The 16,747-nt window shown below is 45.8% G+C and carries 7 protein-coding genes; 6 read left to right on the plus strand and 1 reads right to left on the minus strand.

All coding sequences use genetic code 11. The features are described from left to right. The first annotated feature begins 37 nt into the window (after nt 1-37). From J3U67_RS03835 to J3U67_RS03860, 6 genes are all read left to right on the plus strand, one after another. Nucleotides 38-1,639 (plus strand): ATP-binding cassette domain-containing protein, encoded by a 1,602-nt coding sequence (locus tag J3U67_RS03835; protein ID WP_267403885.1) that lies wholly within the window; start codon nt 38-40, stop codon nt 1,637-1,639. Continuing rightward, the gene (locus J3U67_RS03840) at nt 1,636-3,216 is read left to right on the plus strand and encodes an ATP-binding cassette domain-containing protein (RefSeq protein WP_267403886.1); all 1,581 of its coding nucleotides are present in this window, start codon (nt 1,636-1,638) and stop codon (nt 3,214-3,216) included. The genes J3U67_RS03835 and J3U67_RS03840 overlap by 4 nt, the downstream gene beginning before the upstream one ends. Nucleotides 3,217-3,280: 64 nt before the next feature. Then, complete coding sequence (locus tag J3U67_RS03845; protein WP_267403887.1) at nt 3,281-4,027, plus strand: 4'-phosphopantetheinyl transferase family protein; 747 nt, start codon at nt 3,281-3,283, stop codon at nt 4,025-4,027. A 166-nt stretch (nt 4,028-4,193) separates the two neighbouring features. Then, on the plus strand, nt 4,194-5,348 hold the full coding sequence (locus tag J3U67_RS03850) for an isochorismate synthase (RefSeq protein ID WP_267403888.1): 1,155 nt from the start codon (nt 4,194-4,196) through the stop codon (nt 5,346-5,348). 18 nt (nt 5,349-5,366) lie between these two features. Then, on the plus strand, nt 5,367-6,134 hold the full coding sequence (locus J3U67_RS03855; RefSeq protein WP_267403889.1) for an SDR family NAD(P)-dependent oxidoreductase: 768 nt from the start codon (nt 5,367-5,369) through the stop codon (nt 6,132-6,134). A gap of 783 nt (nt 6,135-6,917) precedes the next feature. Continuing rightward, nucleotides 6,918-15,362 carry an ESPR-type extended signal peptide-containing protein gene (locus tag J3U67_RS03860; RefSeq protein ID WP_267403891.1) on the plus strand — a complete coding sequence of 2,815 codons (8,445 nt, stop codon included), beginning with the start codon at nt 6,918-6,920 and terminating at the stop codon, nt 15,360-15,362. 1,148 nt (nt 15,363-16,510) lie between these two features. On the opposite strand, the gene J3U67_RS03865 is transcribed toward J3U67_RS03860, so the two are convergent. Next, nucleotides 16,511-16,732 (minus strand): hypothetical protein, encoded by a 222-nt coding sequence (locus J3U67_RS03865; RefSeq protein WP_143558393.1) that lies wholly within the window; start codon nt 16,730-16,732, stop codon nt 16,511-16,513. Between the last annotated feature and the right edge of the window lie 15 nt (nt 16,733-16,747).

The following is a 16,747-nucleotide window of genomic DNA, read 5'->3' on the forward strand; positions in this document are numbered from 1 at the left end:
AGCAAAACACTGGCAAACAGCCATAGGAAACCCAATCATGAATGATTCATACCTGTCTGGCCACGATGCGCCCCCGAATCTGGCTCAGCAATGGCGCGTTGCCTTACCCGGTCTCATTGGTGGTACCGCCATCGCGGTGATGGCTGGTATTGCCATGCTGGCTGCATTATGGTTTGTGGTGAAATTCATCGGCAATAGCCGCTGGCTCTGGCTCGAATACGCACTGCTGTGCTGGGCAGCAGGTGCCGTACTTACAGCTTGGTCTGCCTGGATAGCCCATCAAGCAGAAAGCCGCTTTGCCGCTGTCTTACGCCGCAGTGTCGCGCAGCATCTGATCCGCCTACCCATGAATACACTGGCCAGACAGAACGAGCAGACACTCAAACAATTGATGACCAACGACATTGGCAGCCTGCACCATATGCTTGCGCATCTGCCGGCTGAAATTGCAGTTTTTACCGTTATCCCGTTATTATCCATTATTGTCCTGTTTTACTTCAACGGCCTGTCCGCCATCTGGGTACTGCTGCCCGGTGTCATCGCCTCCCTGTATTATCTACTTCTGCTGCCCTACATGACCCGTCGTGATGGACATGCCCGCATGCAAGTCATGCTGGATATCATCAACAAAGCCGATGAATATGTACGCGGCATTCCCGTATACCGCATCTACGGCCAGCACTCCAGCGCCCTCACGGCTTATACACAGTCCACCGAACGCTTCACCCATGACATGGTGCGCTGGGTCGCCAAAGTCGCTACACCGGCCGCCATCGCCGTGGCTCTGCTTCAGGCCGTAGCTACTTTTGCCATTGCCTATTGGGTCAGCTACACCTCGGATACCACCACACTGGCAGCCACCCTACTATTCAGTCTGGCTATCGTCACTCCGGTATTACGCCTCGGACATAGCGTCGACTATATCCGCACTGGACGTGCTGCTGCCGGACGTCTAAAAGAATTTCTGCAACAGCCACTGTTGCCGCGCGGCAAAATCCACGCCATTAAAAACCCGCCCATACTACTTATTAACCATGCCACCCTACTCCAGCAAGACCAGCCAGTATGGCAGGATCTTAGCCATACCTTTGCCGCCGGTGCCCTTACCGCCATCACTGGCCCCAGTGGTGCCGGAAAAACCAGCTTATTAAATGCATTGGCTGGACTGGTTACCCTGAGTGCCGGTTCCGTTCAACTGGGTCAGACCGATATTACTGCCTTACATGAAACAACCATTCACCAACACATACTGCTGATTCCGCAAGGCTACGACGTACTCAACAGCAGTGTGCACACCAACTTAGCACTGACCGCACCGCAAGCCAGCCAAAAAGCCATGCAACAGGCATTGGCTAAAGCACAGCTGAGTACAGATTTAGCCACACCAGCTGGCAGCTTATCTGGAGGAGAAAAACAACGTCTGAATATAGCTCGTGCCTTTCTTAGCCCAGCCAGCGTTATTCTATTGGATGAGCCCACAAGCGCCCTTGATGAGCAACATGCACAAGCAGTTTTTCAATCATTGTGCGAACTGGCCCACAGCACACACAAAACCATCGTTGTGGTCACCCATCAGCAAGCACTGGCTGAACAGGCAGATGCACAACTGGTATTACCTCATGGCAGGAGCGCGGCATGAACACCACCACTACTCAGCAACCACATCTACTAGAAGTGATTCCCGCAGCCACCAGACCTCACCTGCTGATTGTCAGCATCGGCTGGATATTGGCTGCCGCCGCAGAAGCTTACGCCTATACCTTACTGGCACTGGCCATCGTCAACCAGCAATCGCCTAAGTGGGTACTTTGCAGCGCTCTGCTGGCCAGCTTCATCACTATCGTAGTCACCCGCAACGGTTTTCTAACCGGCGTACGGCTAGCCGGTGATTTATTTGCTGCACTGGGACACGCCCTGTCTAGCGCCAAACTGTCCTGGTTTAACGACCAGCGCCGTGCCGTGCTCAGCAAAACCGCCGGACAGGAAATTCCCAACTTCATGAGCATACCGGCGCACCAGCTACAAACATTTTTGCATGCCCCCTGTTTGCCCCTATTTATCTGCATCGGGCTGGCGTTTGTAGCCGATGCCGGCACCATGCTGGTTGCATTAACCATGATTGCCATCGCCTTTGCCATTCAGTTGTGGGCACAGTATGACCTAAACAAAACTGATGCCCGCCGCCATCAGACCGAGCTTGAAAGCACCACCTCCACCATCGAATTAGTTGAACACCTCAATCTGCTGCGCACCGCCGCCAGCCCAGCCCGTGCACTCGATTCCATTCAGCAAAAATGGACACAACAGGAAAACCTACTGAATAAAATCAACCGCAGCGCCGCATGGGCCAGCCTGATAGCCGCTATTGCCAATATTTTGCCCATGGCCGGCATGGCACTGTATTGCATCCTGTCCGGCATCAGTGATGAACGCCTGATACTGGCCACCATACTGCTGATGGGACGCGCCGGCGCACCATTAAGCGCACTGGCCACGGCCGGATTAAGCATCAACGACTTAATCACCACACTACGCCATTTCCAGCAGCTTACTCATCCGCCAGTACTGCCTGAAGCAGCCGAAACCCGCACACCACACCAGCCCCGTCTCAGCCTGCACAACATCGTTGCTACCCCCAGTTCCACAGCAGTGACTGCAGATATACCAGCCGGGGCACGCTTACATGTAGCCGGTATCAGCGGCAGCGGCAAAAGCACCTTGCTGCAACTGTGCATGCGATTTGACGATCCCACACAGGGCGAAATCCGGTTGGACGACATCCCCCTGACACAACTGACCTATCAAACACTGGTAAACAACATGGCTTATGTTGCCCAAAACCCAATCATCTTTACCGGCACACTGGCTGAAAACATCCGCATCGGCCGCTTTGAAGCCAGCGATGCCGAAATCGAAGCCATTGCCAGAAAATGCCAGCTCGGTGCCGTGATAGACCGTGCAGAAACCGGCATTAATCAAAGCGTTGGTCAACAAGGTTCAGCCCTGTCTGGCGGTGAGCAACAGCGCGTGGCCATTGCCCGCGCCCTGATTAAAAACGCTCCTATACTGATACTCGACGAGGCCACCTCAGCTCTGGATGAACATACTGAACAGCAACTGATAAACACCATACTTGAGCAATGCACTACCCTAATATTCGTATCTCATCGCAGCTCTGCCCCGTGGCAGCCTACACAGACACTGAATATGTCCTGATAGCGATGGATGAAATAGGCTTTAAAAAAGCAGCGCAGATTAACATCCGGCAAAGCTGAGCCCTATGCACATAGAAGAAAATACCCTAAGCAACACAAATACGTCCGGAAGGAACACCTCTGCCACGATAAAGTTTAGCCATCGCACCTTAAACATTGGCCACAGCGTCATCCATCAGATTCGCATACCCTTTTTGGATACAACGGTACTGCATGAGCTATGCCAGTCACACAGCATTTTATTGTCTGAACCCATCCGCCATAGCCGACCCAAACGCCAACACGAATTCGTGGCTGGACGGCTGGCGGCACAATATGCATTACAGCCATTTGGCTATCAGCATATCACCCTTGCCACTGGTACCTGCGGAGAACCGCTTTTTCCTGAATCACTCCAAGGCAGTATCAGCCACAGCATTTATGCCCAGCACTGCACAGCCGTAGCCAGCGTACAAAAAATACAGCCTGCACAGCCCTATATTGGTATCGACATCGAACACCGGCAACATCAACACAATCTAGATACTCGCCAAAATAGGCTGAATCTTTTTCTGCATCCGCGCGAACAGCAGCTCATTGCCACGCAGATTAGCCCACAGCAGGCACTACTACTCTTTTCGGCCAAAGAAAGCATCATCAAAGCTTGGTTTCACCGATATCAGCACCTCATCAGTTTCAGTGCCATTACTTATCAAACCGCCGATAGCCACCAGCTTATTTTTCAGGTACACGCACAGCCAGCAGCACCGCAACTGGCTATTGTCCATTACCGCTTCAGCCGACAGGAAATCATCACCCTCGCCTGCATCTGATACCAACCTGTGGCAGTTTTTCTTCAAACACAATCAAACCAGCTAAATAAACACATATTAATTGATAATGATAATTGTTTGCATTAATATAACAAAACTTACATAGCTTGATTTATCTGAATTTTTAATTACAGCACGGTCAGTATCAACCCCACAGGTAACCCAAATGACGACACAAAAATCCAGCGCTTCCCAGTCCCTGATTTCAAATTATCAGAATCAACTGGCCTGTTTCGCCAGCAGAAATCACCACATCTATGCACAGCATCTGATTCACCAAATCCACATGCCCGTGAATTCCGATACCCTTTTTAACCAGCAGATAACTGAATGTTTCAATTTCATCAAAGCCCAAGGGTATCCCCACCCCATTCTTATCGGTGCCATCCCCTTTGACACCAACCAAAATGCCACCCTTAATTTCTACAGCGAATTTGAGCAGACCACACCAAACTCAGCTCAACAACCAGCACACACAGCAGCACCCAACACCATGTTGCATCAGAAAAAACTGGTTGAACGTCCGGCATTTGAACACAGCGTCAAGCTAGCCTTAAAAGCTATGAACAGCGGGAATATGCAGAAAATTGTGTTATCACAGGCCACAGAATTCGAATTCAACCAACAGCACAGCCCCGAACAACTGTTCACCACCCTAACGCGGCAAAATCCCGATGCCTATAGCTTTTTGATACCTGTTGAAGATAACCAGTACATCTTTGGCGCCAGCCCCGAACTCCTGCTTTCACGCCAGCAGCAACAAGTTCGCAGCAACCCACTGGCCGGCTCTCGTCCGCGCAGCAGCAATACAGAAGAAAACAACCGCATCCGTAATGAGTTGTATCACTCAGCCAAAGATCGGTACGAGCACCAGTTTGTCATCGACAACATTCGCCATCAGCTCAGCAAATACTGCAATGAATACAGCGCCTCAGAAACGCCAGACATTCTTACCACCTCCACCATGTTTCACCTGTCGTCCGTATTTCAGGGACAGCTACAACCCAGCGCCCCTGATGCCCTGAATCTTGCACTGCATCTGCATCCCACACCGGCAGTCTGTGGTACACCCACCCCAGTAGCCAAACAATTTATCCTCAGCCATGAAGGCTACAACCGTCATTACTACAGCGGGCTCAATGGATGGATGGATGCCGAAGGCAACGGCGAATGGGTCGTCACCATCCGTAATGGCCTGCTCAACCAAAACAAAATTCGCCTTTATGCCGGAGCCGGTATCGTAGTGGGCTCCGATGCCGCCACCGAATGGCTTGAAACCGAAGCCAAAATGCAAACCATGCTCAACGTATTTCAGTTTTAATAACACAAGGAGAACCACATGCAACCAACCATTATCGTCACCGGTGCCGCACAGGGCATCGGTGCAGCTGTAGCCCTCCGGCTTCTTCAGCAAAACTACAAAGTAATCGGTATCGACAAACAGCCCGTGCCAGCAAGCTGGCCGATACAGCAAATGATTGAGCCCCCCTATAAACCCGGCTGGATTGGGATTAGTCAAGACATCAGTGCCTGTGAAGAAACCCTGATCCTACTCAACACCCTCATCGTCCAACACCACATCACCGGACTCGTCAACTGTGCCGGCATGCTCATTCTCACCTCATTGCTCAACGCCACACAGGCACAATGGCAAACCAGCTTGAATGTCAACCTGCTTGGCCCCGTATCCATCAGCCAGCATATGGCACGCCATTTCTATCAGCAGCAGCAAGGCAGCATCGTTACCATCAGCTCCAACAGCGCACGCATGCCTCGTACCCAGCTCGGTCTGTACGCCACCACCAAAGCCGCGCTCAGCCATTTTTGTCGCAATCTGGCACTCGAAGTCGCCCCTTACGTCCGCGTTAACATCGTCTCCCCCGGCTCCACCCTCACCGCCATGCAGCAGCAACTATGGCCAGATAACCAGCCACCGGCCAGTATTATTGATGGCGATTTAGGCCAATATCGCCTCGGTATTCCGCTCAGAAAGCTAGCTCAGCCCGCAGACATAGCCAATACCGTATCCTTCCTGCTTTCCGATGAAGCAGCTCAGATAACCATGCAGGAAATTGTAGTAGATGGCGGAGCCACACTAGGTGTTTAGCTACAAAATACAGCGCCAGCAGACAGCAAAACTGCTGGCATAACATCTACTAATATCTATCCTGTAGTGACCAATAACAAAACAATTAAATACCATCATATTTTGCCAAAAGCAGATCGATGCAGATAACCTACTACACAGAATACTTTATAGAACAACGTTCCTTACAAAAACAAGCTAACAACTAAAACAAAACCAATTCACAAAACAGTAATAAATTATACTTTTGACATAAAACAACTCATACATTAAATCATTTATAAAAAATCTAAAATATTTAAGAATACAACACCAAAACACGCAAAAAACATAACTTATGTTTAGAATATTTATTTTTAGAAGTGATATTTTTTTACAAACATTCATATAGATAGTCTGCAAAATCAAAAATTAATCAAATTCAGCATAACCACCTGTGCTTCAGCTATTCTAATTTCTCTTTTTAAATATCCACATTTGTTAATTAATTAATTTAAATATTAAAATTAGGTCTGAATTAATACCATTATATTAAATAGTTACAACATTAGGTTAAATCAACCATTCTTCCGAAAATATAAATAATTAAAAATTAAGAACTTATAAGCATCTTTTTTTCAAGCGTAATCTGCCATCAAAGCTGCCATTAATTATTAATTAATGATTAATGGATAGCAATACAGGCAATTTGTTTTCAGATTTACAGTTTTATTTGTAGGTATCAACAGAACACCGCAGAAAAAGAAATTTAAATAAGAGGTTTAGTTTGTTTGTTAGTTAATTAATCAAAATCAGGAGTCACCTATGAACAAGGTATATCGTAATGTCTGGAATGAACACACACAAACATGGGTAGCAGCATCAGAATTAGCAAATAGCCATACAAAATCGAATATCGTCTCTGATCTTCCCTTGTGTAAAAGATTACTGAATAAATGTGGACTGAAAAAAATTGTCAGCTTTACGCTTACCGCACTTATGCTGCAATTGCATCTCATTACACCAGCTACAGCAGCAAACGTAGCCATTACAGGTGGGTTAAATCCAAGTAGTAGCGCCGCAACTGAATTATATTCAAATGGAAGCCATGGTAGCGTTGTTCTTGCAGGCGATGATGACTGGTGTGGTGCAGACAAAGTGAATGGCCGTAGAAATATAGGTCAAACTGGCATCTCAGCGCAAGAAGAGTACCTGCGTTTTGTACAAAATTCATCCTTTACCGGCAAAACCGTGTTAGGAGGTACTGTAACCACTAATCCTTACGGCACGAGTAACGGTCAACAAAACTGGAATGGTGACGGCGTAACAAACGGAACAACAAGCGGTTCAAGCGGTTTTATGGGTACACCTACTGGAGGAGACTCTAATGTTATGCCAGTAGCTTACGGCGTCTATTCTTTTGCAACTGGCTGCGGATCTTATGCCACAGGTAACTACTCTACTGCTTTCGGGAATAATGCCACTGCTACAGCCGGTGGCGCACAGGCATATGGAGTCGCTGCTCTCGCGTCTGGAATAACCTCAATAGCAATGGGCGTTGGTTCACAGGCTACCGGCACTTCAGCAGTCGCACTGGGGTCACTAGCAACTTCCGATGGTATCGGCAGTGTAGCAGTTGGTTTGAGCAGTGTGGCTCAGAAAGACAGTGCAACTGCTGTAGGTGCCAATGCCAATGCCACTCTAGAAAAATCTGTGGCATTGGGTAGTGATTCTCTGGCCAATACTGATGCCGGTGTTGTCGGCTTTGACCCCTCTGGAAAAAATACTAATACCACTAATCAGTCTGCAACATGGAAAAGTACTGCAGCTGCGGTTGCCATCGGTAATTCAACTTCTCAGATTACCCGCCAGATTAACGGTCTGGCAGCTGGTACAGCCGATACAGATGCGGTTAACGTTGCCCAATTAAAAAATCTTGCAAACTATACTTCGGATGGGTTCACCAGTCTGTCTACTGCAATCAATGCAGCATCCGATTTAACCCCTTTGAATAATAGCGTCAGCACGCTTAGCACAAATGTATCCGGTCTGCAGAAAGATGCACTCCAATGGAATGGTTCTGCCTATGATGCCAGCCATGGTACGAATGCTGCTCAGCAAATTACTAACGTTGCTGCCGGGTCTGTCACATCATCTTCCACAGATGCAGTTAACGGTGGGCAACTTTATACTTTGTCTTCCTCTGCATCTACCAGCCTAAGCTCAGCTTACAATAGTATTTCTACTTTAAACACCGGAATGACCAGTGCTAATACCAGCATTAGCACCCTGAACACCAATATTAGTGGTTTACAAAAAGATGCTTTACAGTGGAATGGCTCTGCCTATGATGCCAGTCATGGTACGGATGCTGCTCAGAAAATTACTAATGTTGCTGCTGGGTCTGTCACATCATCTTCCACAGATGCAATTAACGGCGGACAACTCTATACTTTGTCTTCCTCTGCATCTACCAGCCTAAGCTCAGCTTACAATAGTATTTCTACTTTAAACACCGGAATGACTAGTGCTAATACCAGCATTAGCACCCTGAACACCAATATTAGTGGTTTACAAAAAGATGCTTTACAGTGGAATGGTTCTGCCTATGATGCCAGTCATGGTACAAACATCGCTCAGAAAATTACCAATGTCGCTGCAGCCGAACTAGTTGCCAATTCTACTGAAGCAGTCAACGCTGGTCAGCTTTACAGTATTTCATCATCTACTTCCACAACGCTGAATTCGCTGTCTACAACCTTGGGTAAAGTCGGTGACCTGACTAATATCAATACCAATATCAGCTCCATAACCAACAATATTTCCGGTCTGAAGCAAGATGCCCTACAGTGGAACGGCAATGCTTATGATGCCAGTCATGGCACAACTTCAGCTCAGAAAATTACTAATGTTGCCGCTGGTTCTGTAGCCTTTAATTCTACAGATGCGATCAATGGAACACAATTTTATACTCTATCTACATCAACCTCGACGGGCATAAGTACCCTTTCCTCTGTATTAGAGCGAGCCGGAGATTTAAGCAATGTTAATTCCAACATTGGCATTTTAAGCAACAGCGTCATATCTTTAGGCACTAATTTAAGTTCCGCTAACACAAGCATTAGTACACTAAACAATAAAATTACAAACCTACAAAAAGATGCTTTGCAATGGAATGGCTCTTCTTATGATGCGAGTCACGGTTCGGGCACCGCTCAAAAAATTACGAATATTGCTGCTTCCGACCTGGCAGCCAATTCTACTGATGCAGTTAATGCCGGACAGCTTTACAGTATTTCTACTTTAACTTCTACCACACTGAATTCTTTCTCTACTACCTTAAGCAAAGCAGGTGACCTTAGTAACGTCAATAACAACATCAACACATTAAATACCAATGTTTCTGCTTTACAAAAAGATGCCCTGCAATGGAATGGTAGTGCGTATGATGCCAGCCATGGTTCCGGTGCACCGCAAAAAATCACCAATGTTGCAGCCGGTTCATTATTAGCTGGTTCTACAGACGCAGTAACCGGCAGTCAGCTGTCTACAACCAACTCCATCCTTACTTCATTATCATCATCTGCAAATAATGTATCTACAACTGTTAATAATTTGCAGACAGATGCCTTGCAGTGGAAGCGCTATCAGGATGGAACGGTTGGATATGACGCCAGCCACGGCGTCCAAGGTGCTAGATACAAAATCACCAATTTAGCAAACGGAGCCCTGAATGTAGATTCTTCAGATGCAGTTACCGGAAACCAGTTATATACCACTAACTTAAGTCTATCTACAGTTAGCGACTCCTTAAATATAGTTACTGCTTCTGCAAACAAATTACAAAATAATGCCCTACAGTGGAACGACTTAATGTCTGCATATGATGCAAGTCATAATTCAGGAGCCCCACAAAGGATTACTAATGTAGCTCCCGGACAGCTAGCAGCTAATTCCTATGAAGCAGTTAATGCTGGTCAGCTTTACACCACTAATTCTATTTTGTCTTCGGTTTCTACATCCAATTTTAACAATTACAATAACATAATCAACATTTCAAGCAGTCTAAGCACATTGCAGACTTCTGCATTGAAGTGGAATGGGGCGGCCTATGATGCAAGCCATGATTCTGGTACACCACAGAAGATTACCAATGTGAGTAATGGTACTTTGGGCGCAAATTCTACTGATGCTGTCAATGCTTCGCAGTTATATACAACCAATGCAACCTTGGAAAAGGCAAATAATTCCATTGCCACATTTGGTGCCAGTCTGAATACATTGCAGTCTTCTGCACTAAAATGGAATGGTATAGCCTATGACGCCAGTCACGATAGCGGATCACCACAACGAATTACCAATATTGCAACTGGTATTCTGGCCCCCAATTCTACCGACGCTGTCAATGCTGGCCAGATATTCCAATTGTCTAGCTCGGCTTCAACAGGTATCAGCTCTTTGTCTACTACAATCAGCACTGTCCGGAATACCACGAGCAAAATCGATGGTCTGGCAGATAATATCGATGCCTTAAACAAAGGCCTAAGCACTACTAATAATAATCTCAGTACACTCAAAAACAATTCTATTCAATGGAATACTGATTACGGTGCTTACGATCTGCTGCGAGATGGTAAACCACAGAGACTGATAAACGTTGATAATGGAGATGTGTCACCTACTTCAACGCAAGCTATTAATGGTAGTCAGCTTTATGAAACCAATACAAAAATAACTACTATCACAAACTCGATGGCTGATTTAACCAACAGCTTGAACAATAATGCTATACGAATCAATAGTATCGCAGATTCTACTTCCAGAATTTCCGGCAGTTTATCCACTGCTACGGACAAAATTAATAGCCTGCAGCAAAATGCTTTACTTATCAACGGTGAAAATTATGATGCTAAATACACAAAAATCACCAATCTGGCTATTGGAAAAATTGATAGAGATTCTAGCGATGCAGTAACCGGTGGACAACTCTACAATACCAACCTCAGCGTAAGCTCAATCATCACCTCCGTCGGCAATTTGACCGGAAAACTAAATGGTGCGATTAATCGTATCGACACACTTAGTGGTACAACTACTATGTTGTCCAACAATCTAAGTACTGTTAATACCAGCATCAGCACCCTGCAGGAAAATGCATTACAGTGGAAAGATGGCAATTTCACGGCCAGCCGTGGTATAGATGGTCCGCAGAAAATCACTAATCTTGCCCTAGGTGATATCAATCAGAATTCTACCGATGCTGTGAATGGTAGTCAGTTGTATAGCACTAATAGCTCTCTAAGTACGGTGTCCACTTCGGTGAATAATCTAACCGGAGCACTAAATAACACCAACTTACAGATTAATGCTCTTTCCAATTCGACCAGCCAGATTCAGACTAATCTATCCAGTGTAATGAACAATATCACTGACATACAGAAAAATGCGCTGCAATGGAATAATGATGCTTATGATGCCAGTCACGGTACTGGCAATGCACAAAAAATCACCATGGTAGCAGCAGGTAAAGAGACTAGAGAATCAACCGATGCCGTAAATGGCGGACAATTGTTTTCTCTTTCCAGCACCGTTTCTGGTAATCTGAGTACAGTAATCTCTCGCATTGATAATTTATCTCAGTCCACCACAGCAATTGTCGGTAATCTGTCTACTGCCAACAACAGCATTACTATTTTGCAAAAAGATGCTCTGCAATGGAACGGTGCTGCTTATGATGCCAGCCATGGTTCATCGGTGGCACAGAAAATTACCAAAGTCGCTAGCGGTGATGTAAGTCTGGGTTCTACTGATGCAGTCAATGGCGGACAGCTATATTCTCTTTCCACTACGGTTAGCAACAGCATCAATAACATAACAGGCGGTAATATTGGAAATATCAACAATACAATCGATCAGCTAAGTACATCTTTAATTGCCACTCAAGGACGAATTGACACAATATCTCAGTCCACTTCAACTATTGCTAGAAGTCTTTCTTCTGCCGCCAATAGTATCGGCAACTTACAAAAAGATGCCTTACAGTGGAATGGTTCCGCCTTCGATGCTAGCCATGGTTCTGGTAATCCACAGAAGATTACAAACGTAGCTGCTGGTGATGTAACCGATACATCCTCTGATGCCGTTAATGGTGCCCAGCTGCATTCTCTTTCCAGTTCTACTTCTAGCGGTCTGGGGCAAGTGAATAATGCAGTGAATACTCTTACCACCAGCCTGAATACAGCTAGTAACCGTATAGACACAGTATCTCAGTCTACAACAACCATTGCCGGCAATCTGTCTTCTGCCGTAAACAGCATCAGTACCCTGCAAAAAAATGCGTTACTGTGGAATGGTACCGCCTTTGATGCTGGCCATAACTCCGGTACTGCTCAAAGAATCATTAATGTAGCTGCCGGCGACATCAACCAAGATTCTACCGATGCAGTAAACGGTGGACAGCTTTACTCTTTGTCTACGTCTACCAATACCGATATAGATAATCTTGCTTATAGTTTTAGTAACAGCCTTTCTACCGGCCTTGGCTATGCTAAAACCCGCATTGATATGATATCGCAGTCCACTTCAACCATTGCCGGAAATTTATCTACTGCCGTGAGCAACATCAGTACCCTGCAGAAAGATGCTCTGCAGTGGAATGGCAACGCTTATGATGCCAGCCACGGCACAGACTCTCCACAAAAGATTACCAAAGTGGCAACGGGTGACGTCAATGGTAATTCTACTGATGCCATAAACGGCAGCCAGCTGTATTCACTGTCATCATCATTCAATGATAGTCTGACCAGCATGGCAGCTGGAAACAGTAATGATCTAAACACCACTAACAACAACCTCTCCAAACTAAGTTCAAGTGTTAGCAGTGCTGCCAATAACATTAGCATATTACAAAGAGATGCTTTACAGTGGAATGGTGCTGCTTATGATGCCAGCCACGGCACTGGCAATGCACAAAGGATTGTTAACGTAGCAGCTGGTGATATAAGCGAAAATTCCACCAATGCTGTAAATGCCGGACAGTTATATTCTCTTTCCACAGCTACCATCAGTGGAATGGATAATCTGTCTAATACCTTGTCTAATACCTTCTCCACCGGCCTGAGTACAACCAATTTACGCATTGATAATGTATTCAAATCCACCTCGACACTGGCCGATAGTCTGTCTACCGCAGCAAACAACATCAATTCATTGCAGAAAGATGCCTTGCAATGGAAAGGTAATGCTTACGATGCCAGCCATGGTTCAGACAGTGCCCAAAGGATTACCAATGTAGCAGCCGGAGGAGTCGGCAAAGATTCTACTGATGCTGTCAACGGTAGCCAGCTATTCTCGCTTTCATCTTCTTTCAGTGAAAGCCTGTCCAGCATTGCATCTGGAAACAGCACTGACCTTACCAATATCAGCAATAGCATCTCAAGTCTGGCTACAGGATTGAGCACCACATCCAACAGCCTCAGTACTTTGCAAAAAGACGCCTTAATGTGGAATGGTTCAGGTTACGATGCCAGCCATGGCTCCGGTACTGCACAGAAAATTCTCCAAGTGGCTTCAGGTGATGTTACGCAAAACTCAACAGATGCCGTCAACGGCGGACAGCTATTCAGCCTGTCAACCTCTATTCTGAGTTCAGTATCTTCCTCTGTGGAAAATATTGCCAGTCAGAACAAATTGAATCTGGATGAAGTCAACAAAAAAATGCAGACCGTTCAGGGCTTAATTTCCACCACTCAGGAAAATATGGCCACAGCATCCAAACAAATTGCATCTGTAAGTTCAGATCTCTCTAATACCAAATCTGAACTGGAATATGTAAAAAAACACGCCGTAATGTACGATGACGAGATCAATAGCCTCTATTCATTGACACGAGCCGGAAATGAAAAAACCATCAGCAACGTTGCAGATGGCACCATATCTGCTGACTCAAATCAGGCAATAAATGGACGGCAGTTATACTCCCTGTCTACAAGCACATCAACTAGCCTCTCCAGCCTTCAGGATCAGCTAACTATTGCTACAGGCAACGTACCGGCAGGATTATCCACTTCACTGGAAACATTGCAGAAAAACGCATTACAGTGGAATGGTACCGTATACGATGCAGGTCGTGGCTCGTCTAGCGGTCAGAAAATTACCAATGTAGCAGTTGGTGATGAGAATAAGGACTCCAAAGACGCAGTTAACGGCAGCCAGTTGTGGAAGATGCGAAATGACTTTAAGGACGATATTCAGTCCCTGTCAACAGCATTTGACCAGAAGCTAACCAATCAGGGCGGCAGCGGCAATAATGCAGCCATCACGGATGCCACCAATAAAGCCAACAAAGCGATTGCAGACACCGAAAAATTGTCTACTTCAACAGCAGATGCACTGACTGCCGTGGCTGCCAGCTTGGGAGGCAATGCCAGCTACAGTCCGGTTACACGTGCCGGTAACGGCGGCTTCAATGCGCCAAGCTACAGCACCACAGCCGCAGATGGCAGCACAATAACTGCCAATAATGTCGGTGATGCCTTAACCAATCTGTACAACGGAGGCAGCAAATACGCCAAAGTTAACTCCACCCTGAGCGTCGCTTCAGCCAGTGGCACCAACTCAGTTGCCATCGGTGGCGCAGCCTCAGCTAGTGGTAATGACGCCATAGCCATTGGGTCACAAGCATCAGCTGGCACAGCTGGCGGCGTGGCCATCGGCAACCATGCCACTGTCACACAGGCGGGCGGTATCGCACTGGGGGCCAACTCAGTAGCCAGCACAGCCGGCGGCATTAGCGGTTATATACCCGTAACGGCTACCGGACAGCAGGCTAGAGCCATTATGGCCACCACCAGCACCGAAGCAGCTGTGTCCGTAGGAGATGCATCTAAAGGCGTTTACCGCCAGATTACTGGCGTGGCTGCCGGTACAGCAGACACCGATGCAGTCAACGTTGCCCAGCTTAAAGGTGTCAATTCTCAGATGGAAAACATCAACCGTAATCTGAGCTATGTCAACGATCGTGTTCAGCATGTTGAACGTCGCGCTTACTCTGGTACCGCACTGGCCATGGCCTTGTCTGGCGCCTATCTGCCACAGCTTAATGCAGGTGAACAGACCGTAGGCGTAGGTATGGGTTCATACCATGGCTATACCGCTGTCGGCATCAACTACAAAGCCACTAATAACACCGGTAAATTCTCATGGGGTGCAGGCGTATCCACCACCGGCCATGAAACTGGTTTCAACGCTGGTGTTGGCTATAAATGGTAACAGCTGAATTATCAGCATAAGCCTCGGGCATACTAATGTATGCCCGATTTTTTATACAAAAAATTCTAATCAATAAATAACATACACTTCACTGTTATTCACTCAACATTCTGATAAAACCCAATTATCTACAGGTAAAAAAGCCTTCAGTTATTTCCATCCCATCATACCTGGAGTCCAACAAGTAATATCATCATATTGACAGCAACACAAAACCTAAATAACCGAATTGGTTCTAATCATGACAAAAAGATAGATATCTACTATACCAAAACTCATAAATTATATTGATAACCTCAGCACCATCCATATAAACTTTAAAGTAGCCGACAAGCTTACATTTCAAACAGACATAATAAAGAATGATCAAACAAAAAAATCCTGAAAAAGCACTGACTTTACTCAGCAATCAATTCAGACATGACTATCATTTCAACATAAATCATGGGTAACTTAATCAGGTAATTAAACTAACCAACCAGTCTAATCTATATGATTATCCATTTTTCATATAAATAAGTAATAATATTTAAATATCGTGTTCTCGTACAAATCAGAATCCTAATCTACAACTTTTATTTAGATTTAAGAATACCCTTTTGCAACCAATAAACAACACTTTAAATAAAATATTGTCATAAATTGCATAACTAACTTCATACAGTCTGTCTGCACAGCAACATTCCTCAAATACAACAATACTCATCAGTAATGTCGCATTTCCGTCGAATTTATAGCCCACGGCTATCAAAGCTTGTTTAGGCACCTTCAGAAAAAAAATTAAGGGGTATACTCATCATATAACAGTAAATCAGTCAGTTTACTCTTTGTACATACCGTTTAAAGAACGGTATTCAGCCCAACATGCCGGCAAATCAAAAAACCTTAAAGGGGATCATTATGGTTACCAACGAGACAAAAGAAAAACGGTAAAAACTCCTCTTTTACCCCGATTGAAAACACACAGCAAACAACCGGAACATCTGGTACACGGCAATATTTGACAGTACCAAGCTTTAACGGCAAGATAAAGACGTTGCGTTCAATAGCGCAACCAGCTTTGACAGGCTGATCAAAGAGGCAGACATCCTGCTACTCACCCACGGAGTAGCTTTTTTGTCTGTAAATATCCATTGCCTCCTCCTCATTCATGGTGGACAGTGGCAGGGAGGCTTCGCGCCTGCCGGTTCTCTTTGTCGGTCTGTCAACCCTGCCATTTGTCTGCCGCCATCTGTGTTTGACAGCACATTTGCGGCTTCTGGACCAAAGAGAAAGGCAATAATATGAACATCTACAAAGCGAATCTCCCCCATCACAATCTGCCACATTACCTGTTTGCGCAAACACACCACACAATCAGATATCGTCAAGACACACAGATATAT

Source organism: Snodgrassella sp. B3837 (assembly GCF_026535955.1).
Taxonomy (GTDB): Bacteria; Pseudomonadota; Gammaproteobacteria; order Burkholderiales; family Neisseriaceae; genus Snodgrassella; species Snodgrassella alvi_E.

Coding starts and splice junctions, on each gene's coding strand:
- J3U67_RS03835 (WP_267403885.1), top strand. CDS start 38: ATGAATGATTCATACCTGTCTGGCCACGATGCGCCCCCGAATCTGGCT.
- J3U67_RS03840 (WP_267403886.1), top strand. CDS start 1,636: ATGAACACCACCACTACTCAGCAACCACATCTACTAGAAGTGATTCCC.
- J3U67_RS03845 (WP_267403887.1), top strand. CDS start 3,281: ATGCACATAGAAGAAAATACCCTAAGCAACACAAATACGTCCGGAAGG.
- J3U67_RS03850 (WP_267403888.1), top strand. CDS start 4,194: ATGACGACACAAAAATCCAGCGCTTCCCAGTCCCTGATTTCAAATTAT.
- J3U67_RS03855 (WP_267403889.1), top strand. CDS start 5,367: ATGCAACCAACCATTATCGTCACCGGTGCCGCACAGGGCATCGGTGCA.
- J3U67_RS03860 (WP_267403891.1), top strand. CDS start 6,918: ATGAACAAGGTATATCGTAATGTCTGGAATGAACACACACAAACATGG.